Source organism: Citrobacter sp. RHBSTW-00524 (assembly GCF_013747755.1).
Lineage (GTDB): Bacteria > Pseudomonadota > Gammaproteobacteria > Enterobacterales > Enterobacteriaceae > Citrobacter > Citrobacter braakii.
The window spans coordinates 115,482-138,055 of record NZ_CP056421.1 but is presented as its reverse complement, the minus strand read 5'-3'; the positions used below and the strand labels follow the sequence as shown (position 1 = coordinate 138,055).

The 22,574-nt window shown below is 52.7% G+C and carries 17 protein-coding genes; 11 read left to right on the top strand and 6 right to left on the bottom strand.

Annotation, left to right across the window (positions count from 1 at the left end):
• Nucleotides 1-66: 66 nt before the first annotated feature.
• The 5 genes from selB to HV229_RS00625 all read right to left on the bottom strand — a co-directional run bounded on the left by selB (nucleotide 67) and on the right by HV229_RS00625 (nucleotide 5,578).
• Entirely contained in the window at nucleotides 67-1,911 is a 1,845-nt protein-coding gene (gene selB / locus HV229_RS00645) for a selenocysteine-specific translation elongation factor (protein WP_016157738.1), read from the bottom strand.
• On the bottom strand, nucleotides 1,908-3,299 hold the full coding sequence (gene selA, locus HV229_RS00640; RefSeq protein ID WP_047359012.1) for an L-seryl-tRNA(Sec) selenium transferase: 1,392 nt from the start codon (nucleotides 3,297-3,299) through the stop codon (nucleotides 1,908-1,910). The genes selB and selA overlap by 4 nt, the downstream gene beginning before the upstream one ends.
• Before the next feature lie 98 nt (nucleotides 3,300-3,397).
• Nucleotides 3,398-4,006: a glutathione S-transferase gene (locus tag HV229_RS00635; protein WP_046275795.1), complete on the bottom strand. Its 609-nt coding sequence runs from the start codon at nucleotides 4,004-4,006 to the stop codon at nucleotides 3,398-3,400.
• A 70-nt stretch (nucleotides 4,007-4,076) separates the two neighbouring features.
• Nucleotides 4,077-5,213 (bottom strand): HlyD family secretion protein, encoded by a 1,137-nt coding sequence (locus HV229_RS00630; protein ID WP_181546683.1) that lies wholly within the window; start codon nucleotides 5,211-5,213, stop codon nucleotides 4,077-4,079.
• Between the two features lie 2 nt (nucleotides 5,214-5,215).
• On the bottom strand, nucleotides 5,216-5,578 hold the full coding sequence (locus HV229_RS00625) for a DUF3302 domain-containing protein (RefSeq protein WP_016154955.1): 363 nt from the start codon (nucleotides 5,576-5,578) through the stop codon (nucleotides 5,216-5,218).
• Between the two features lie 533 nt (nucleotides 5,579-6,111).
• On the opposite strand from HV229_RS00625, the gene mtlA reads away from it, so the two are divergent.
• The 3 genes from mtlA to mtlR all read left to right on the top strand — a co-directional run bounded on the left by mtlA (nucleotide 6,112) and on the right by mtlR (nucleotide 9,984).
• Complete coding sequence (gene mtlA / locus HV229_RS00620) at nucleotides 6,112-8,028, top strand: PTS mannitol transporter subunit IICBA (RefSeq protein ID WP_016154956.1); 1,917 nt, start codon at nucleotides 6,112-6,114, stop codon at nucleotides 8,026-8,028.
• A gap of 220 nt (nucleotides 8,029-8,248) precedes the next feature.
• On the top strand, nucleotides 8,249-9,397 hold the full coding sequence (gene mtlD / locus HV229_RS00615) for a mannitol-1-phosphate 5-dehydrogenase (protein ID WP_065554396.1): 1,149 nt from the start codon (nucleotides 8,249-8,251) through the stop codon (nucleotides 9,395-9,397).
• Nucleotides 9,394-9,984, top strand: a complete 591-nt coding sequence (gene mtlR, locus HV229_RS00610) for a mannitol operon repressor MtlR (protein WP_016157742.1) — start codon at nucleotides 9,394-9,396, stop codon at nucleotides 9,982-9,984. Before mtlD ends, mtlR begins: the two co-directional genes overlap by 4 nt.
• 12 nt (nucleotides 9,985-9,996) lie before the next feature.
• Here mtlR and HV229_RS00605 read toward each other — a convergent pair whose 3' ends face one another.
• Nucleotides 9,997-10,203: a hypothetical protein gene (locus tag HV229_RS00605; RefSeq protein ID WP_016154958.1), complete on the bottom strand. Its 207-nt coding sequence runs from the start codon at nucleotides 10,201-10,203 to the stop codon at nucleotides 9,997-9,999.
• Nucleotides 10,204-10,495: 292 nt separating this feature from the next.
• Between HV229_RS00605 and HV229_RS00600 the strand changes: the two genes are divergently transcribed.
• The 8 genes from HV229_RS00600 (at nucleotide 10,496) to trmL (ending at nucleotide 22,418) form a co-directional block, all read left to right on the top strand.
• Nucleotides 10,496-10,858 (top strand): YibL family ribosome-associated protein, encoded by a 363-nt coding sequence (locus tag HV229_RS00600; protein WP_016154959.1) that lies wholly within the window; start codon nucleotides 10,496-10,498, stop codon nucleotides 10,856-10,858.
• Between the two features lie 487 nt (nucleotides 10,859-11,345).
• Nucleotides 11,346-11,987 carry a DUF3251 domain-containing protein gene (locus tag HV229_RS00595; protein WP_047358810.1) on the top strand — a complete coding sequence of 214 codons (642 nt, stop codon included), beginning with the start codon at nucleotides 11,346-11,348 and terminating at the stop codon, nucleotides 11,985-11,987.
• A 43-nt stretch (nucleotides 11,988-12,030) separates the two neighbouring features.
• Nucleotides 12,031-16,452 (top strand): trimeric autotransporter adhesin SadA, encoded by a 4,422-nt coding sequence (sadA, locus tag HV229_RS00590; RefSeq protein WP_181546681.1) that lies wholly within the window; start codon nucleotides 12,031-12,033, stop codon nucleotides 16,450-16,452.
• Nucleotides 16,453-16,746: 294 nt separating this feature from the next.
• A complete protein-coding gene (gene lldP, locus HV229_RS00585; RefSeq protein WP_016154960.1) occupies nucleotides 16,747-18,402 on the top strand; it encodes an L-lactate permease in 1,656 nt (551 codons plus the stop codon).
• A complete protein-coding gene (gene lldR, locus HV229_RS00580; RefSeq protein WP_003024170.1) occupies nucleotides 18,399-19,175 on the top strand; it encodes a transcriptional regulator LldR in 777 nt (258 codons plus the stop codon). Before lldP ends, lldR begins: the two co-directional genes overlap by 4 nt.
• A complete protein-coding gene (lldD, locus tag HV229_RS00575) occupies nucleotides 19,172-20,362 on the top strand; it encodes an FMN-dependent L-lactate dehydrogenase LldD (protein ID WP_016154962.1) in 1,191 nt (396 codons plus the stop codon). Before lldR ends, lldD begins: the two co-directional genes overlap by 4 nt.
• Before the next feature lie 195 nt (nucleotides 20,363-20,557).
• A complete protein-coding gene (locus HV229_RS00570) occupies nucleotides 20,558-21,898 on the top strand; it encodes an aromatic acid/H+ symport family MFS transporter (RefSeq protein ID WP_016154963.1) in 1,341 nt (446 codons plus the stop codon).
• Nucleotides 21,899-21,944: 46 nt separating this feature from the next.
• Entirely contained in the window at nucleotides 21,945-22,418 is a 474-nt protein-coding gene (gene trmL / locus HV229_RS00565) for a tRNA (uridine(34)/cytosine(34)/5-carboxymethylaminomethyluridine(34)-2'-O)-methyltransferase TrmL (RefSeq protein WP_049042808.1), read from the top strand.
• Nucleotides 22,419-22,574: the final 156 nt, after the last annotated feature.

Sequence of the window (22,574 nt, the reverse complement as noted above, 5' to 3'; positions counted from 1 at the left end):
AATGTGCTTATTTCAATCAATATCTATTTTGTATTAATTCATTTAATTCCTGAATTAATTGTTTCATTACTTTTCGGGAAACAGCAAAGCATCGCGTAATAAATGATCATTTCCCCGGCGACGCGTAAAACCAATGCGGTCAAAATATTCCAGAATCTGGATAGCCAATTTGCGTCCAACGTTAAGCCTGTCGCGGAAATCGGCAGCACAGGTCGATCCTTTCTCCTGATCCAGTTCGCGGATCATATTGGCAAAGGCCACAATCCGATCATTACGGTAATAGCGATCTTTGACGATCGCGGTGATGATGCCTTGCTGCGCTGCTTGTCGTAACGCCACACGCATCATCTGCTCATCTGTGCCCGTCTGTTTTGCCAAATCACGCACCCACCACGGCTCATCGCCAAAAAGCGGTTCTGCTTTTTGCCAGATAGCCTGCTGCTCTTCGCTGAAACCGGCCTTATGATCCGGCAAATGCAGCCAGCCATGATGGCTATGGATGGCGCCGCTCTCACGCATCTTTTCAATCAGCAGCAGGACCAACGCTTCGTCTTCCATCGGCAAAGCCATACGGCGCAGGCGTTCTCGCCCAGGTCCTGGTTCATCACGGTGCTGCTCGTGGTACGTCGCCAGCGTATCAAGGACTTTCCGCTGCCAGCGCGCTGCAACGGCAGCATTCAACAGACTGTATCCCGCCTGAATAAAGCCATGCAGCTCAATCAACGGACGCATACCGTTGCCGTTGAGCTGACGCGCCCAGGCGAAGTCAGGAATATTCACCGCCCCGCGCGTCAGATGTAGCGCCAGAGCTTCGCCGTCACTCTGTACCTTCTCCAGCGCTGCTAGCCACTGCAAATATTCCGGCTTACGCTTCCCGCGACGCGGCGGATTGAGCGTTACCACGCGCGCGCCAGCCAGCGTCGTGCGGGCCGAAATATCGCGTAGCACCAGACGGTCGTTATCGGCGAGCCAGAGCGGTGTATCAAACACCAGTTCCGCCAGCGTCCCTTCAAGCAGCGAGATTCTCCCGGTGACGTGGCTGGCCGCGTGGTGAATATGCAGCGGTTGCCACTGCATCAGCGGCGCGGCATGCTCTAAAGAGACAATCACGCGGGTAAACGCCTCTGGCGGTGCATCGGACAGCAGCCAGTCGCCGCGGTTAAGCTCTTCTTTTTGTGCATCACCGGCAATATTCAGCGCAATACGTTGCCCCGCCTGCGCGCGATCGGTGGCCTGATTTTGCGCATGCAAGCTACGTACGCGCATCGGTTTGTTGACGCCCGTGAGCCACAGCGTGTCACCAACAGTCACCTCACCGCTAAGCGCCGTCCCGGTCACCACCAGACCCGCGCCTTTGACCGTAAAGGCACGGTCAATCGCCAGGCGAAAGCTACAATCGCGGGCATGCTCGCGCGACGTTAATTGCTGTAAATGATCGCGCAGTTCTTCGATTCCACGACCTTCACTGGCAGCCGTCACGAACAGAACCGCATCGGCGAATCCATAGTTCTCAAGCGCAGTATGCACCTCAGTACGTACCGCGTTGATGCGATCGTCATCCACGCGATCGGCTTTCGTGAGCGCCACGGTGATCTGCGGATTGCCCGTCAGTTGCAGAATTTGCAAATGCTCACGTGTTTGCGCCATCACGCCGTCATCACACGCCACCACCAGCAGCGCATGGTCGATCCCGCCGACACCCGCCAGCATGTTGGACAAAAACTTTTCGTGTCCGGGAACATCGATAAATCCCAGAATCCTTCCGTCCGGCTGCGGCCAGTAGGCATAACCGAGATCGATGGTCATGCCGCGCTTTTTTTCTTCCGGCAAACGGTCGGCATTCACGCCGGTAATCGCCTGTAATAACGTTGTTTTTCCGTGGTCAACGTGTCCGGCGGTTGCAATAATCATTTCAGCATCATCTCCATAAACCGGGTCTCGTCCTCAAGGCAGCGCAGATCCAGCCATAAGCGACCATCATAAATTCGCCCAATGATCGGCACGGGCAGCGCACGCCAACGGGCGGCCAGTGCTTCGAGGCGGCTACCGCGCCCGTCATGTGGCGTAAAGGTTAATGCCGCGCTGGGCAGCCTATCAACAGGCAGCGAACCGCTGCCTATCTGCGATAAACAAGGCATAACGTTCAGGGCGAATTCGTCGCCGTAATGATCAGCAAGCCGTGCCTGTAATTGTTGTGCCTGCGCGTGGACAGCCTCCTGCGAGCGGGTGAGCTGGCGTAACGTCGGCAACTTCGCTGCCAGCGCTTCCGGGTGCAGGTAGAGCCGCAGCGTCGCTTCCAGCGCAGCCAGCGTCATTTTATCAGCCCGTAATGCACGTTTCAGCGGATGGCTCTGTAAGCGCGCGATCATCTCTTTTTTACCGACAATAATCCCTGCCTGCGGCCCTCCCAGTAATTTATCGCCAGAGAAGCTCACCAGGCTGACGCCAGCGGCAATCAGCTGTTGCGGCATCGGCTCCTGCGGTAATCCATACTGGCTGAGATCGACCAGCGAGCCGCTGCCGAGATCCGCCACTACCGGAATATCCAGCTCCTTGCCAATAGTGGCCAGCTCTGCCTCATCCACCGACTTCGTAAAGCCTTCGATGCTGTAATTACTGGTATGTACTTTCATCAGCAGACCGGTATTTTCATTTACCGCCTGACGATAATCTTTCGTGTGGGTCCGGTTGGTGGTACCCACTTCGCGCAGAATACATCCGGCCTGACACATCACGTCCGGAATACGAAACGCGCCGCCAATTTCTACCAGTTCTCCGCGTGAAACGACCACCTCTTTGCCGTTAGCTGTGGCCGCCAGCATCAGCAAAACCGCGGCCGCGTTGTTATTGACGATACAGGCGTCTTCCGCCCCCGTCAGACGGCAGAGTAAATCCGCCAGGGCCCGATCCCGATGTCCACGCCCGGCATCATCCAGGCTGTATTCCAGCGTCACTGGCGTGCGCATCGCCTGCACCACAGCCTCGATCGCTTCTTCGGCCTGCGATGCGCGACCAAGATTGGTATGCAGCACCGTTCCGGTAAGGTTAATTACCGGACGCAGCGCACTTTGCGATTCTCGTTCCAGCCGGGCGCAGGCCTCTTGCGCCCAGTCCTCACACCATGCCGGGAGCGCGTGCGTGTCGCGAATAGCTTCTCTGGCTTCGTCGAGCATGTGACGCAGCAGGTCAACCACCCGGGTATGACCGTGAGACTCACGTAAAGCTGGGAAGGCGCTATCGCGCAATAAACGATCGATCGCAGGAAGCTGGCTGTAGAGTGAACGCATGTCGGTTGTCATGAAAGGGCCTGGCTGTTGGTGGCCCTCTCCACCGTGGAGAGGGATATCGATATAGCAAGGATTGTACCGTGACTTTGCTCAGGCGAGTATAATGTGTATCAAGCCTTTGGCGGTTCCGTACGGGCAAAACTTTCGCGTTGAAAGAGCGTTTCCACCAGTTTGACCAGACGCGGGCGATCAACACACCAGCCGGGCGCAACCCGACGGAAATTGAGATAACCGACGGCACAGGCAATCGCAATGGTTGCCAGGTTAACCGTATCCGTTTTCAGCGTACCCTCCGCCAGATAACCTTCCAGCATATCCAGACTACGGGTAATCTTCTCTCGCTGGCGTAACAGTTCGGTTTCTGACTGCTGTGCGACGGGGCGAGCTTGTTCGCGTACCGAGACTAAACCGGCATCCATAATGCCATCGGCCAGCGCTTCCAACTGGCGTACCTTCAGCGCCGCCAGTGGTTCACGCGGCAGCATCGCTGGCGCAATATCCAGCAGTTCTATGTATTCCGCGATGATCGGAGAGTCAAACCAGTACTCGCCCTCATCGGTAACCAACGCGGGCACTTTTCCTAACGGGTTATAGCGTGCCACGCCGTTATCTGCGTTATAGGGGAGTTCATTCACAAATTCGAAGGTGATGCCCTTTTCCAGTAACAGAATAGAAATTTTACGCACAAAAGGGCTGGTATAGCTGCCAATGAGTTTCATGCCGGGTCCTTTTTGCCAACAAAAATATCAGTATGGCTCAGGTCAGTGCAAATGGCAGGTGATGACGGTCTCAATGATCCAAATAAAGGTAATGCATCCAACTGGTCATGCGCAGCAGCACTTTTCGCATCACTGAAACGTGAGCGAAATGGTCGGAATAGACCGCCACCTGGGCATAGATACCGTCCGGCAGCGCATCCACATCGGCATTGGGAGCCAGCTCAATCGTGGCCAGCACGCCATCGGTACCCGGCACCACCGTTAAGGACTGTAATGCTCCCTGCGCCTGATAAGAACCGCCCGGAACAACCGGCAGAATGCTGGTAAGCTTGTCGGAGAATACCTGGCCTGGCAGCGCGTTGAAGACCACTTCCGCTTCATCACCCGGTTTAAGGCGCAGCAACGAATTCTGGCGGAATTGCGCCACGATTTGCCGTTTTTGTTCCGGAATAAATACCATCACCGGGCGCAGAGGCAGCGCGGCGGCATAGGTCCCGGGCCGGATAAGCACCTGTGTTACATAACCGTTGCTGGGCGCACGTACGATAGTCTGCTCAAGATTGTATTTGGCTTCAGCGAGCTGGGCGCGCAGAGACGCAACCTGAGATTGCTCTCCATTGACCATACTGTCTAACTGGCTCTGAATCTGCGTCTGTTCAGCAACGGAGCCTTTGACCAGCGCATCCTGCGCCAGGTAGTTTTGCCGGGCATTGTCGATGTCGCTTTCAGAGAATGGATTAACCTTCGCCTGACTACCCTTCAAATAGCGTTGATAATCTTTATACAGGCGATCTCGTTCAGCGGAAACGCGGGTGGTATTGGCTACGGCTTCAGACAGCTGCGCTTTCATATTGTCGATGTTGTGCGTAGCGGTCACCAGGTCGGCCTGCAGCCTGTCAACCCGCGCCTGATAACGAACGGGATCGAGTTTAAATAACACCTCGCCTTTTTTAATCAGCTGATTATTTTTATCTGTCACTTCACTAACAATTCCGGTGACCTGTGGGGTAACAGGAATTGAAATAACCGCCTTTTGCGCCGTAAAGGTATACGGGTGGTTATAGTTCATTAATAAAATCAGTCCCGCCACAATAAACACCCCACCTAATGCGGCGGTAGCAAGCGTCCATTGATTTACCGGAATACGGAATATTTTAAAAATGGCCCAGGCGAATGCCACATAGGTCAGGACAATCAACAAGTCCATGATCAAATCTCCGGAAAGGTGGAGTTATCGTTTTTTTTCTCCCCATCCAGTCTATTTTCCAACTGGGTGATGCGCGCGGCCAGCGCGGCAATTTCAGGGTCAGGTTCCTTCCCGGACGGCGTGATGTGTGACTGCATTCCCCAGCCTCGTTCTGGCTGATAGAGCGTGGCCCAGATCCACAGGAAGGGCCAAATAACATGCAGCGTAAATAAACTCACCCAACCCGCCGTATGGATGGCATCGGCATGGGGATGGTTGCGCTTCTTAGCCATGTTATAGGGAATATCATGGATGGCGATGATTCCGTAAAACAGAACCAGAAAAACGAAGATCAGCACACCTAACGCGAAATAGTTTAGAAACATACCCGCCTCGTATTCACGCTAATCAGAGCTTTCGATTGCAGGCAGCCGAAAGGAGTCATGGCTGGTAATTTGAACATAATTGCAGTTAGCCATTTCCGCCATACCACCAGGGTATAAATTTTCAGGTTGATGGCTTGCGGGGTAGTTGCAAGAAATAGGTGATGAAACAGAATCCGCTCCAGATCACACCAGGAGAAATCCAGACAAATATTTATTGCGAAGTAGATCACAAATACCCAACAAACAGCCAAAACAAAAACGTGAACAACTTCACACTTAACGCCCATTTTTAGCCAATTCTTGACCTGTGATGTTTTTTTGTACCGATATTTTGTGATGAAAATCACATTAACTAACGCCATACACCCTATATTTACGTGACAAACGTCACATAAAAAGTCGTCGACTGGACAGTTGAACGATTCAGTGCCAGATTTCGCAGTATCTACAGGGTCCGGCTACCTCCTGCCGCTACATTAACAAACCTCGGGCTTTTAGCCTGCGCGACAGCAAACATAAGAAGGGGTGTTTTTATGTCATCCGATATTAAGATCAAAGTGCAAAGCTTTGGTCGATTCCTCAGTAACATGGTGATGCCAAATATCGGCGCGTTTATCGCGTGGGGTATTATCACCGCATTATTCATTCCGACAGGGTGGTTGCCGAACGAAACGCTGGCGAAGCTTGTCGGCCCAATGATCACCTATCTGCTGCCGCTGCTGATCGGTTATACCGGTGGTAAGCTGGTTGGCGGCGAGCGTGGCGGCGTGGTGGGTGCTATCACCACCATGGGCGTTATCGTCGGTGCCGATATGCCAATGTTCCTCGGCGCGATGATCGCAGGTCCGCTGGGCGGCTGGGCTATCAAACATTTCGACAACTGGGTAGACGGTAAGATCAAGTCCGGTTTTGAGATGCTGGTGAATAACTTCTCCGCAGGCATCATCGGGATGATCCTCGCCATTCTGGCATTCCTTGGCATTGGCCCATTGGTTGAAGCACTGTCCAAAATCCTGGCGGCAGGCGTTAACTTCATGGTTGTCCATGACATGCTGCCGCTGGCGTCTATCTTCGTTGAACCGGCGAAAATCCTGTTCCTCAACAACGCCATCAACCACGGTATTTTCTCACCGCTGGGTATTCAGCAGTCCCACGAGATGGGCAAATCCATCTTCTTCCTGATTGAAGCTAACCCGGGTCCGGGTATGGGCGTTCTGCTGGCATACATGTTCTTCGGTCGCGGCAGCGCTAAGCAGTCTGCAGGCGGCGCGGCTATCATCCACTTCCTGGGTGGTATCCACGAAATTTACTTCCCGTACGTGCTGATGAACCCGCGTCTGATCCTGGCCGTTATCCTCGGCGGTATGACTGGCGTATTTACCCTGACTATCCTGAACGGCGGCCTGGTTTCTCCGGCTTCTCCGGGTTCTATCCTGGCCGTACTGGCAATGACGCCGAAGGGTGCTTACTTCGCGAACATCGCTGCTATCTGTGCCGCAATGGCTGTCTCCTTTGTCGTCTCAGCCATTCTGCTGAAAACCAGCAAAGTGAAAGAAGATGATGACATTGATGCCGCTACTCGTCGTATGCACGACATGAAAGCGGAATCCAAAGGTGCATCTCCGCTGGCGGCTGGCGACGTGACTAACGACCTGAGCCATGTGCGTAAAATCATCGTTGCCTGCGATGCGGGTATGGGCTCCAGCGCCATGGGGGCGGGCGTACTGCGCAAGAAAGTGCAGGATGCCGGTCTGTCTCAGATTTCCGTCACCAACAGCGCGATTAACAATCTGCCGCCGGATGTCGATCTGGTCATTACTCACCGTGACCTGACCGAACGTGCGATGCGCCAGGTGCCTCAGGCGCAGCACATTTCGCTGACCAACTTCCTCGACAGCGGCCTGTACGCCAGCCTGACCGAACGTCTGGTTGCAGCACAGCGCCACAACGTGAACGAAGAGAAAGTCCGCGATCACTTGAAAGACAGCTTTGAAGAGGGTGATACCCACCTGTTCAAACTGGGTGCGGAGAATATCTTCCTCGGCCGTAAAGCCACTAACAAAGAAGAAGCGATTCGCTTTGCCGGTGAGCAACTGGTGAAAGGCGGCTACGTTGAGCCAGAATACGTCGAGGCGATGCTGGACCGCGAAAAACTAACCCCGACTTACCTCGGTGAGTCCATCGCAGTGCCGCACGGTACGGTTGAAGCCAAAGACCGCGTACTGAAAACCGGCGTGGTGTTCTGCCAGTACCCGGAAGGCGTGCGCTTCGGTGAAGAAGAAGACGATATTGCCCGCCTGGTCATTGGTATCGCCGCACGTAACAATGAACATATCCAGGTGATCACCAGCCTGACCAACGCTCTGGATGACGAATCCGTGATCGAACGTCTGGCCCATACCACCAGCGTGGATGAAGTTCTGGAACTGCTGGCTGGTAAAAAAGCTTAACCATTAAGTATCTCCAAAATAGTTCGAGCTGCAGAAAGGCGGCAACGCAGCGAATCCCCAGGAGCGTACATAAGTACGTGACTGGGGTGAGCGAGGAGAGCCAACGCATCTGCAGTTCGAAATATGAAGGCGATATCCTCTCCCTTGTGGAGAGGGTTAGGTTGAGGGAAACGCCTCACCCCAGCCCTCTTGGGTAAAAACATTAATGAAGGTTAATACTATGAAAGCATTACATTTTGGCGCAGGTAATATCGGTCGTGGCTTTATCGGCAAACTGCTGGCGGACGCGGGGATACAACTGACGTTCGCGGATGTAAACCAGGTCGTGCTCGATGCCCTGAATGCCCGTCATAGCTATCAGGTTCATGTGGTGGGTGAAAACGAGCAGGTTGATACCGTTTCCGGCGTCAACGCCGTGAGCAGCATCGGCGATGATGTTGTCGACCTGATTGCCCAGGTAGATTTAGTCACTACCGCCGTCGGCCCGGTCGTGCTTGAGCGTATCGCTCCGGCCATCGCCAAAGGGCTGGTTAAACGCAAGGCGCAGGGCATCGCCACTCCGCTGAATATTATCGCCTGTGAAAACATGGTGCGCGGAACCACCCAGTTGAAAGGCCACGTTATGAACGCGCTGGCAGATGAAGACAAATCCTGGGTTGAAGAACATGTTGGCTTCGTCGATTCCGCCGTGGACCGCATTGTTCCCCCTTCGGCTTCTGCGACCAACGATCCGCTGGAAGTCACCGTCGAAACCTTCAGTGAGTGGATTGTCGACAAAACACAGTTCAAAGGCGAACTGCCTGACATCCCGGGAATGGAATTAACTGATAACCTGATGGCATTTGTCGAACGTAAACTCTTCACGCTGAACACCGGGCATGCTATAACCGCGTACCTCGGAAAATTGACCGGTCATCAGACCATCCGTGACGCGATTCTCGACGAGAAAATCCGTGCAGTGGTAAAAGGTGCGATGGAAGAGAGCGGCGCGGTACTGATCAAACGCTATGGCTTTGATGCAGCAAAACATGCGGCATACATTCAGAAAATCCTCGGTCGCTTTGAAAACCCGTATCTGAAAGATGACGTTGAGCGCGTGGGTCGTCAGCCGCTGCGTAAACTGAGCGCGGGCGATCGTCTGATTAAACCGCTGCTGGGCACGCTGGAGTATGGCCTGCCGCACGCGAATCTGGTCACCGGTATTGCTGCAGCGATGCACTATCGCAGTGAAGAAGATCCGCAGGCCCAGGAACTGGCCGCGCTGATTGACGAAAAAGGTCCACAGGCCGCGCTGGCACAGGTTTCCGGTCTGGATGCCAACAGTGATGTGGTGGCGGAGGCGGTTAACGCATATAACGCAACCAAATGATAGAGAATGTGGCGCAGGTCAGCCTGCGCCCAAATGACAGATTGTCAGATATGCAGGCAATAATGGAACAAACGCAGGCCTTTGAAAATCGTGTGCTTGAGCGTCTGAATGCTGGCAAAACCGTACGCAGCTTCCTCATCACCGCCGTAGAACTGCTCACCGAAGCGGTGGATATCCTTGTGCTTCAGGTATTTCGCAAAGACGACTATGCGGTAAAATATGCCGTAGAACCCCTACTCGACGGCGACGGTCCGCTGGGCGATCTTTCCGTTCGTCTGAAGCTAATTTACGGTCTGGGCGTACTCAGCCGGCCGGAGTATGAAGATGCGGAGCTTCTGATGGCGCTGCGGGAAGAGTTAAACCATGACGGTAATGAATACGCGTTCACCGACGACGAAATTCTTGGCCCGTTTGGCGAACTCCACTGCGTGACGGCACTCCCGCCGCCACCGCAGTTTGATACCTCAGACTCAGGTTTGCACGCAATGCAGATTCAGCGCTACCAGCAGATGGTACGCTCCACGATGGTACTTTCCCTGACCGAGCTGATTTCTAAAATCAGCTTAAAAAAAGCCTTTCAAAAATAAGACCCTGCAGGCTTACTTCTCTTCCTGCTGCGGTCGATACAGCTGCCGATAATACGCCAGACGTTGCAGATACAGCTGCGCATTCTCCTGCGGTATTTCAGTAGGGACAACGTTGCGCGGTGGTGTTTTATTCAGATATTCGCGAAAAGCCTGGCTTGAAGCCATAAAATCGACCGTCTTATCAATAAGGGCCGAAACGTTCTCACCTATTTTCGCCATAATCTTCCCTCCTCCATGTATTAACCGCGCTCAGCCTGCGCGGTTGCTCATTTAAGTTTAGGATCGGTTGGGCGATTATATTGAGGAAAACGTGCTTCACTATGAACCCGTCAATAAAAAGCACCACGGCCGACCTTATCACTTAAAATTCCATATTAATCAAAATATTAGTATTTTCATTAGCTGAATAATACTTGCAACATTTGATTATTTATCTTCGATTAGTTGTGAATAATCCCGCTCTGCGCGCATACTATAGGATATTCATCCTATTTTTATCAGAAGCTATCCTATGAAAGAAGTCGAAAAAAACGAAATTAAACGCCTGAGCGATCGTCTGGACGCTATCCGCCACCAGCAGGCAGACCTGTCCCTGGTTGAAGCCGCCGACAAATATGCCGAGCTGGAGCAAGAGAAAGAAACGCTGGAAACCGAGATTGCGCGTCTGCGTGACGTCCACGGCCAGAAGCTGAGCAAAGAAGCGCAAAAGCTGGCGAAACTTCCTTTCCGTCGTGCTATCACCAAAAAAGAACAGGCCGACATGGGCAAGCTGAAGAAGAGCGTGCGCGGCCTGATCGTCGTTCACCCGATGACCGAGCTTGGCCGTGAAATGGGCCTGAAAGAGATGACGGGCTTCGCGAAGAGCGAGTTCTAAGCACTCCCGCATCACAGGCTCTCAAGACACCCGTCGAACGGCGGGTGGCTTGAGAGCATCGGGCTATATTCCGAATTTTTTCTTGTAAATATTTACACCGCTTATATACAATTTCATTTTTAACGGCAATCTCTGCTTTTCAGAAAAAAAATCCCACCATCATGTCTGTTTGTATTTATACAATGAATTTTTCCATCCTCTTTTTTCATGACCCGCAGAATATAATTGACCCACAAAATTAAATAACATTATCATCTATAAAACAATGCCCCTATATATAAATATTATGATTATATTTTTATAAGGCATTGCTATGGGTAATTAATAAATAATATTGGGTATTTTCAAAATTTCATATAAGCAATGAATATTTTCATTATAACCATACGTTAATGGGTTATTGGCAATGCCCGCAGAATGGTGAGTTAGCTGTATAAATAACAGACAACTATTTACACCATATAAATTATAAATAAGGATATTTTATATGAACAATAATGGAAAATTTGTTCCGCTGCTTGTTTTGGGATTCACATTCTTGTTATCGGGTTGTGATTACTTTGCAGATAAACACCTTGTCGAAGAACTAAAAAAACAACAAAAAGAACAAGAAGAAAAGATAAATTTATTAGAAAAACAACAAACTACGATTATTAACGCGACACAAAAGGTCGCCGAAGTCGTTGGACGCATTGAACGCAAACAACGGCTATTCGACTACACAGAACTGGACCCATCACAAACGCACTATTTTATTATTAACAACGGCAATATCGGCTTAGCCGGGCGTATTCTATCTATTGAGCCAATAGATGATGGAAGTGTTATTCATCTTGATTTGGTTAACTTACTCAGCATTCCCGTATCAAACCTGGCGTTTAATATGACATGGGGTACGAAAAAACCTTCCGAGGCAAAAGATCTGCCTCGCTGGAAACAACTCCTGCTCAACACGCAAATGGATTCGACAATAGAACTCTTACCGGGAGCATGGACAAACGTCACGCTGACATTAAAAGGCGTATCGCCCAATAATCTTAAGTATCTAAAAATAGGCATTAACATGAAAAATGTTATTTTTGACAGCATACAACCTATTAAAGATACAAAAAAGAAATCAAAAAAATAATAGCCATTGATACAACTATTTTATAAAAGGAAAGCACTTATCCATGAACAAAATATTTAAAGTCATCTGGAATGCCGCTACGGGAACATTTATTGTCACCAGCGAAACCGCAAAAAGCCACGGCAAAAAAAGCGGTCGCAAAAAGCTGGCTGTTTCCGCACTCATCGGTCTTGGCAGTATTATGGTCTCAGCGGATGCGCTGGCCAACGCGGGGAACGATACCGGAAGCGGTGTTACCGTATCAGGTACAACGGGAACAGGATGGATTGCAATTGGTACCAATGCCACAGCCAATACTTACACCAGCGAAGATGGCGCAAGCGCCGCGATGGGTTATAAGGCCGATGCGATGGGGAATTGGAGTACCGCCATTGGTTCATACAGCCAATCCTCCGGCGACTCTTCGCTAGCGCTTGGCGTAAAATCGGTTTCTGCCGGTGACCGGGCCATTGCAATGGGAGCCTCTTCCTCAGCCGGTGGAGATTATTCGATGGCAATGGGTGTTTATGCCAATTCGAGCGGTGCAAAATCGGTTGCATTAGGTAATCAATCCACTGCGAGCGGAGCAACATCCGTTGCATTAGGTAATCAATCCACTGCGAGCGGTGACGACAGCACTGCATTTGGTAATGGCGCAAAAGCGATAGGCACCAGCTCAGTTGCCCTTGGCACAGGCTCTACCGCCCTGGAAGACAATTCCGTCGCCGTGGGTAACAGCACCACTCAACGGCAGATCACCTATGTTGCTAAAGGCGACATCAATTCCAGCAGTACTGATGCCGTCACAGGTGCGCAAATTCATTCTTTAAGTCAATCCGTCGCCAACCGACTCGGCGGAGGGGCTTCCGTTAATTCTGATGGTACAGTGAATGCTCCCCTCTACCAGGTAGGCACAGGCACCTACAATAACGTAGGCAGTGCATTAAGTGCACTTAACACTTCTATCATTAACACAGGTGCCTCTGTCGCAGGATTAACCGAAGACGCGCTGTTGTGGAATGACAGCACCAGTGCCTTTAGCGCTAACCACGCGGGAAGCACCAGCAAGATCACCAATCTGGCGGCAGGCACCCTGGCCGCAGACAGCACCGATGCCGTTAACGGCTCCCAGTTGTTTGATACAAATGAGAAAGTGGATCAGAACACTACTGATATCGCCACCAATACCGACAGCATTAACCAGAACACAACAGATATCGCCGCTAATACGACCAGCATCAATCAGAACACTACTGATATCGCCGCTAATACGACCAGCATCAATCAGAACACCACTAATATTGCCACCAACACCACCAATATCAATAACCTGAGTGACTCTGTTACCACGCTCACCAATGATGCCTTGCTGTGGGATGCTAACTCTGGCGCATTCAGCGCTAACCACGCGGGAAGCGCCAGCAAGATCACCAATCTGGCGGCAGGCACCCTGGCCGCAGACAGCACCGATGCCGTTAACGGCTCCCAGTTGTTTGATACAAATGAGAAAGTGGATCAGAACACTACTGATATCGCCACCAATACCGACAGCATCAACCAGAACACAACCGATATCGCCGCTAATACGACCAGCATCAATCAGAACACCACTGATATCGCCGCTAATACGACCAGCATCAATCAGAACACCACTGATATCGCCACCAACACCACCAATATCAATAACCTGAGCGACTCTGTTACCACGCTCACCAATGATGCCTTGCTGTGGGATGCTAACTCTGGTGCATTCAGCGCTAACCACGCGGGAAGCGCCAGCAAGATCACCAATCTGGCGGCAGGCACTCTGGCCGCAGACAGCACCGATGCCGTTAACGGCTCCCAGTTGTTTGCCACCAACGAAAATGTGTCTCAGAACACCACTGATATCGCCACCAACACCACCAATATCAATAACCTGAGCAACTCAGTTACCACGCTAACCGATGATGCCCTGCTGTGGGATGCTGACTCTGGAGCATTCAGCGCTAACCACGCGGGAAGCGCCAGCAAAATCATTAATGTCGCCGCCGGGGAACTTTCTGAGGACAGTACAGACGCGGTGAACGGCTCACAGTTGTATGAAACCAACCAGAAGGTAGATCAAAACACATCAGATATTGCAGATATTAATACAACGATCACCAATCTTGGTACCGATGCACTGAGCTGGGATGAGGCAACCAATTCGTTCTCCGCCAGCCACGGAAGTAGTACGGCAAACAAAATCACCAATGTCGCCGCCGGGGAGCTTTCTGAGAGCAGCACCGACGCGGTTAACGGTTCGCAGCTGTTCGAAACCAATGAAAAAGTGGATCAGAACACGACCGATATCGCCGCCAATACCACCAACATATCTCAGAACAGCACCGCAATTGAGAACCTGAATACTTCTGTCACCGACATTAATACGTCCATTACCGGCCTCACTGATAATGCTCTGTTATGGGACGAAGACATCGGGGCTTTTAGCGCAAACCACGGTGGAAGTACCAGTAAAATAACCAATGTCGCCACCGGGGAGCTTTCTGAGGACAGTACAGACGCGGTAAACGGCTCACAGTTGTATGAAACCAACCAGAAAGTAGATCAAAACACCTCTGCTATTGCGGATATCAATACGTCCATCACCAACCTTGGTACCGATGCACTGAGCTGGGATGACGAAGAGGGTGCGTTCAGCGCCAGCCACGGTACCAGCGGTACCAATAAGATAACCAATGTAGCAGCAGGTGAAATCGCCAGTGACAGTACTGACGCCGTTAATGGCTCTCAGCTCCATGAAACTAACATGCTGATTTCTCAGTATAATGAATCTATTAGCCAAATAACCGGTGATACCAGCGAAACCTATATCACGGAAAATGGTACCGGCGTGAAATACATCCGCACGAACGATAACGGGCTTGAAGGCCAGGATGCATACGCAACGGGTGACGGCGCAACAGCAGTGGGTTACAACGCCGTCGCATCCGGTGCTTCGAGTCTGGCGCTTGGAGAAAACAGCAGCAGCAGCATTGAGGGCAGCATCGCCTTGGGCAGTGGCTCCAGCTCTAACCGCGCTATTACAACCGGCATACAAGCAACGAGCGTAACAAGCGATGGCGTCGTCATTGGTTACGATACAACAAACAGAGAGTTGCTGGGCGCGTTGTCATTGGGGACGGATGGAGAAAGCTATCGTCAAATTACCAACGTTGCGGACGGCTCTGAAGCGCAAGATGCGGTAACAGTTCGTCAGTTACAAAATGCTATCGCCGCCGTTTCCACGACGTCGGCACAATATTTCCACTCCAACTCGGATGAGGAAGATTCCCTGGCGGTGGGTGAAAACGCGATAGCCGTCGGCGCGAAAACCATCGTCAATGGCGATTCGGGAGTCGGTATTGGCTATGGCGCAGTCGTGGATCAATCTGCCTTCAACGGCATTGCCATTGGTTCAAACGCACAGGTAAATCACGCCACCAGCATCGCGCTCGGCAGCAATTCACAAACCACCGTCGGCGCACAAAGCAGCTATACCGCTTACAACATGGATACGCCACAAACGTCAGTGGGCGAAGTTTCTGTAGGCAGTGGCGATGGCCAGCGGCAGATCACCAATGTTGCAGCAGGAAGCGCAGACACCGATGCCGTAAACGTTGGTCAATTGAAAGTCACTGACAGCCGTGTTGCCGCAAATACCGAAAGCATCAATAACCTGAATACCCAGGTTAGCAACCTTGATACTCGCGTCACCAATATCGAAAACTCTGTCGGCGATATTGTCACTACGGGGAGCACCAAGTACTTCAAGACCAGTTCAACAGGTGCCGATGCAAATGCCCAGGGTGCAGACAGCGTCGCGATGGGTTCCGGATCTATTGCGGCTGCTGAAAACAGCGTGGCGCTAGGCACAAATTCCGTCGCAGATGAAGCTAATACGGTGTCTGTCGGCTCTTCTACTCAACAACGTCGTATTACCAATGTTGCCGCAGGGGTGAACAACACTGACGCGGTTAATGTGGCGCAACTGAAAGCCTCAGAAGCAGGTTCCGTTCGTTATGAAACCAATACCGATGGCTCGGTTAACTACAGTGTGCTCAACCTGGGAGACGGGAGTGGCGGTACCACTCGGATCGGCAATGTTTCAGCGGCGGTGAACGATACGGATGCGGTGAACTATGCGCAATTGAAACGCAGCGTAGAAGAAGCAAACACCTATACCGATCAAAAAATGGGTGAAATGAACAGTAAAATCAAAGGAGTAGAAAACAAGATGAGCGGCGGTATTGCCTCAGCAATGGCCATGGCCGGTCTTCCACAAGCTTACGCACCGGGAGCCAACATGACCTCGATTGCTGGGGGTACGTTTAATGGTGAAAGTGCCGTCGCACTCGGCGTGTCTATGGTGAGTGAAAGCGGGGGCTGGGTTTATAAATTGCAAGGAACCAGTAACAGCCAGGGCGATTACTCTGCAGCCATTGGTGCTGGCTTCCAGTGGTAATGAAGTAACAATACTCCCGACATCAAAGGCAATGGCATCATGCCATTGCCTTTTCACTTCTCTTTGTTGTCCTCACCTGCAATTGGCCCTACCAATTTTAGCCAGATCCTACCAGCACCTCACATTTCATTAAAATGTGCGTACAATACCGTTGCCAATAAATAACATTTGATTAACCATTCATTGTCATTACCCCTACACAACAATATTGGCAGGGCCACTTTTACACATAATGTGACCAGGAGATGAGCACAGACTCATTCCATTATGTCGGCGGCCCCCAGGAGACCTGCAATGAATCTCTGGCAACAGAACTACGACCCGGCCGGTAACATCTGGCTTTCCAGTCTGATCGCATCGCTCCCTATCCTGTTCTTTTTCTTCGCCCTGATTAAGCTCAAGCTGAAAGGCTATGTTGCGGCGTCATGGACGGTGGTGATCGCTCTGACGGTCGCCCTGCTGTTTTACAAAATGCCAGTCGATCACGCTCTGGCTTCCGTGGTGTACGGCTTCTTCTATGGTCTGTGGCCAATTGCCTGGATCATTATCGCCGCGGTATTCGTCTATAAAATCTCGGTGAAAACCGGGCAGTTCGACATCATCCGCTCCTCAATACTCTCGATTACCCCGGACCAACGTCTGCAAATGCTGATTGTCGGTTTCTCCTTTGGCGCATTCCTCGAAGGGGCGGCAGGATTTGGCGCTCCGGTAGCGATTACCGCCGCACTGCTGGTTGGTCTGGGCTTTAATCCTCTGTACGCGGCAGGTTTGTGCCTGATCGTAAACACCGCTCCGGTCGCTTTTGGCGCAATGGGCATTCCGATTCTGGTTGCCGGTCAGGTTACCGGGCTGGATAGCTTCGAGATTGGTCAGATGGTGGGCCGTCAGTTACCGTTCCTGACCATTATCGTGTTGTTCTGGATTATGGCGATTATGGATGGCTGGCGCGGCGTAAAAGAGACCTGGCCTGCGGTGATGGTCGCTGGCGGCTCGTTTGCTATCGCGCAGTACCTCAGCTCTAACTTTATCGGGCCGGAACTGCCGGACATTATCTCGTCTCTGGTTTCGCTGGTCTGCCTGACGCTGTTCCTGAAACGCTGGCAGCCAGTACGCATCTTCCGCTTTGGCGATATGGGCGCTTCACAGGTCGATCAGACGCTGGCTCGCACCCACTATACCGCTGGACAGGTGGTCCGCGCCTGGTCTCCGTTCCTGTTCCTGACCGCCACCGTCACGCTGTGGAGCGTACCGCCGTTTAAAGCGCTGTTTGCGCCAGGCGGCGCGATGTACCACTGGGTGGTCAATATTCCGGTTCCGTACCTCGATAAGCTGGTTGCCCGTATGCCGCCGGTTGTACACGAAGCCACAGCCTACGCGGCGGTGTATAAATTTGACTGGTTCTCCGCAACCGGTACCGCGATTTTGTTTGCCGCCCTGCTGTCTATCGTCTGGTTGAAGATGAAGCCGTCCGCAGCGCTGCAGACTTTTGGCAGCACGCTGAAAGATCTGGCATTACCTATTTACTCCATCGGAATGGTGCTGGCATTCGCGTTTATCTCAAACTACTCCGGGCTTTCATCAACCCTGGCGTTGGCCCTGGCACACACCGGCAGCGCGTTTACCTTCTTCTCACCGTTCCTCGGCTGGCTGGGGGTATTTCTGACCGGGTCCGACACCTCATCAAACGCACTGTTTGCCGCCCTGCAGGCTACGGCTGCTCAGCAAATCGGCGTTTCGGATGTGCTGATGGTTGCGGCAAATACCACCGGCGGCGTGACCGGCAAGATGATCTCGCCGCAATCTATCGCTATCGCCTGTGCGGCAGTGGGGTTAGTGGGGAAAGAGTCTGACCTGTTCCGCTTTACCGTGAAACACAGCCTGATTTTCACCTGCATGGTGGGTGTGATTACCACGCTGCAGGCCTATGTCTTAACCTGGATGATTCCATGATAGTGATGCCCAGACGCCTGTCAGATGAAGTCGCATCTCGTGTGCGGGCGCTGATTGAAGAACAACAGCTGGAGGCGGGCATGAAGTTGCCCGCTGAGCGTCAACTGGCCGTACAGCTCGGCGTATCGCGTAACTCGCTGCGCGAGGCGTTAGCAAAGCTGGTCAGTGAAGGCGTACTGATTAGCCGTCGTGGCGGCGGGACGTTTATCCGCTGGCAGCATGAGGCCTGGTCTGAACAAAACATCGTTCAGCCGCTGAAAACCCTGCTGGCGGACGATCCTGATTACAGTTTCGATATTCTGGAGGCCCGCCACGCCATCGAAGCCAGTACCGCCTGGCACGCAGCCATGCGGGCCACCGCCGCGGATAAAGAGAAAATCAGGCTCTGTTTCGAGGCCACGCAAAGCGAAGATCCGGATCTCGCCTCGCAGGCTGACGTTCGTTTTCATCTCGCCATTGCGGAAGCCTCGCACAACGTGGTGCTGTTGCAGACCATGCGCGGTTTCTTCGACGTCCTGCAGTCTTCGGTAAAACAGAGCCGCCAACGTATGTACCTGGTACCGCCGGTATTTTCTCAACTGACGGCGCAGCATCAGGCCGTGCTGGACGCCATTGTTGCCGGGGATGCCGACGGGGCGCGTAAGGCCATGATGGCGCACCTCAGTTTTGTCCACACCACAATTAAACGATTTGATGAAGATCAGGCCCGGCAGGCGCGTATTACGCGCCTGCCCGGTGATCCTGGTGAGAATAGCAGGGAGAACAACACATGATTATTTCAGCAGCCAGCGACTATCGCGCCGCAGCCCAGCGCATCCTGCCCCCCTTCTTGTTCCACTATATTGACGGCGGGGCGTATGCCGAGCACACCTTGCGCCGTAACGTGGCAGACCTGTCAGAGGTGGCGCTGCGCCAGCGCGTACTTAAGAATATGTCCGACCTGAGCCTGGAAACCAAGCTGTTCAACGAAACACTCTCCATGCCGGTAGCCCTCGCGCCTGTCGGTTTGTGCGGCATGTACGCACGCCGGGGCGAGGTTCAGGCCGCCGCCGCCGCTGATGCCAAAGGCATTCCGTTTACGCTTTCCACAGTGTCCGTATGTCCGATTGAAGAAGTCGCCCCGACCATCAAGCGTCCGATGTGGTTCCAGCTGTATGTTCTGCGCGATCGCGGTTTTATGCGTAACGCACTGGAGCGCGCCAAAGCAGCGGGTTGCTCCACGCTGGTCTTTACCGTCGATATGCCAACGCCTGGCGCACGCTACCGTGATGCCCATTCCGGTATGAGCGGTCCAAATGCGGCACTGCGGCGCTACTGGCAAGCAGTCACTCATCCACAGTGGGCATGGGACGTTGGTCTGAACGGTCGCCCGCATGATTTAGGTAATATTTCGACTTATCTTGGCAAACCCACCGGCCTTGAAGATTACATCGGCTGGCTGGCGAATAACTTCGATCCGTCGATTTCCTGGAAAGACCTCGAGTGGATCCGTGAATTCTGGGATGGTCCGATGGTGATCAAAGGGATCCTCGATCCTGAAGATGCCCGCGACGCCGTACGCTTTGGCGCGGATGGTATCGTTGTCTCTAACCACGGTGGCCGTCAGTTAGATGGCGTGCTGTCTTCAGCTCGTGCGCTGCCCGCCATTGCCGATGCGGTGAAAGGCGATATTACCATTCTGGCTGATAGCGGGATCCGCAATGGTCTGGACGTTGTACGCATGATAGCGCTGGGCGCGGATAGCGTGCTGCTGGGGCGTGCTTATCTGTACGCGCTGGCGACCCACGGCCAGGCCGGTGTGGCGAATCTGCTGAACCTGATCGAGAAAGAGATGAAGGTGGCGATGACCCTGACCGGTGCGAAGTCGATTAGCGAAATCAGCCGTGATTCGCTGGTACAGGAACTGGGTAAGAGCCTGCCTGCCGCGCTGGCACCTCTGGTCCAGGGTAGCGCAGCGTAACAACATCCCCGTAAACCCCATTTTCTGAATGGTCGGTCTGTTTTCAGCCCGACCATTTTTTATCCAAAAATAACGACTAGTTAACATTTACAACCAATATATTTGACAACTTTTTATCCACCTGCCAAATGTATAGACAAGCTAATACAACAGCATTTTATACATATAACAATCATCATAACTGGCGAGGGTGACATGGCTTATTCCGGAAAAGTGAATATCCAGCAGGCGATAGATGACAGTGCTTTTTCGCGTTTCCACTGGGTCATTATTGTCCTGGGTTTTCTGGTTTTAGCCATTGACGGCTTCGATACGGCGGCGATGGGCTATATTGCCCCCACGCTTTCAGCCGACTGGGGCATCAAGAAACAAGATCTTGGACCGGTGTTAAGCGCCGCGCTATTGGGCCTCTCATTTGGTGCCCTGCTGGCCGGACCGATTTCCGATCGTATGGGTCGTAAGCGCGTCCTGGTCTTTTCCTGTCTGTTCTTTGGCCTCGCCAGTCTGGGAACCGCCTATGCCCAGACGCTGAATATGCTCACGTTTTGGCGCTTTCTCACCGGGCTTGGGCTTGGCGCGGCAATGCCCAATGCCATCACCCTGGTGTCAGAATTCGCCCCGAAACGCTGTCGTTCAATGGCGATTAACACCATGTACTGTGGCTTTCCATTAGGGGCTGCGGGCGGCGGCGTGATCTCCTCCTGGCTGATCCCCAACTACGGCTGGCACAGTGTTCTGCTTGCTGGTGCGATCGCCCCACTGGTCCTCACCGTACTGTTGGTGCTGTTCCTGCCGGAGTCGGTTAAGTATCTGGTTCACCGCGGTAAAGGGGTTGCACAGATTAAACGCATTGCTCAACGCTTTATGTCGGGAAGTCTGGAACAGGTTACCCAGTTTTATCTGGATGAAGACCGTATCACGGTCAAAAAAAGCAGCGTGGCACAGTTATTTAGTATGCCCTGGCTGCCGGGTACGCTGATGCTCTGGATGACCTACTTTATGGGGCTGGTTATCTATTACGTGCTGCTGAGCTGGATGCCAACGCTGATGCTGGGAATGGGCTATCCGCTGGCCGAATCCGCCTGGCTGACATCGCTGTTTACCTTTGGCGGTACGGCGGGGATCCTGCTGGCCGGTTGGTTAATGGACCGCTGGGAAGCCCATAAAGTGGTCTCACTCGGCTTCATTCTGACGATGCTGTTTGCCCTCGCTCTCGGGTTTGAACATAACCACATCATCTTGTTCGGCGCACTGATCTTCCTGATGGGGATTACCATGAACGGCGCGCAGTCCGGGCTGCAGACGCTGGCCGCCACGTTTTATCCAACCCACTGCCGTGCGACGGGCATTGCCTGGATGCAGGGCGTGGGCCGCTTCGGCGGCGTAGCCGGAACGATGATGAGCGCCCAGTTGCTTTCCCTGCAATGGCAGGCAGACAGTATCTTAATGTTCCTCAGCCTTCCGGCCCTGGTCGCTGCTGCCGCGACAATTTACAAGCTGCAACGCTATAAACCGCAGACGCTGACCGTCGCATAGTACCCGCTCTTTCTGCTATTCTGCCCCCCGTTATCAAGGGGGCAGTATGCTTAACATCGTTTTATTCGAACCAGAAATCCCGCCAAATACCGGCAATATTATCCGTCTTTGCGCCAACACCGGCTTTCGTCTGCATATTATAGAGCCAATGGGCTTTACCTGGGACGACAAGCGCCTGCGTCGCGCGGGGCTGGATTACCATGAATTTACCGCCGTGCTGCGCCACTCTGATTACGCCGCCTTCGTCGCCGCAGAACATCCGCAGCGCCTGTTTGCTCTGACCACCAAAGGTACGCCAGCGCATAGCGCGGTATGCTATCAGGACGGGGATTATCTGATGTTTGGTCCGGAAACACGCGGTCTGCCAGCCAGCATCCTTGACGCGCTGCCGGCCGAACAAAAAATTCGTATTCCGATGATGCCAGACAGTCGCAGCATGAACCTGTCAAATGCGGTGTCGGTGGTGGTGTATGAGGCCTGGCGCCAGCTAGGGTATCCGGGCGCGGTACTGCGTAGCTGATGATTGTTGGATGGCGGCTAGGGCCTGATCCGACCTACATTAATTTGATGAAATTCATTTCGAGCGTTATCGGCGCAGACAGATTGAACACGGACTGCGCACAGTCACCGGAGCGTACACGCAATACGTGAGGATGACGAGCACAGCTCAGGTTCA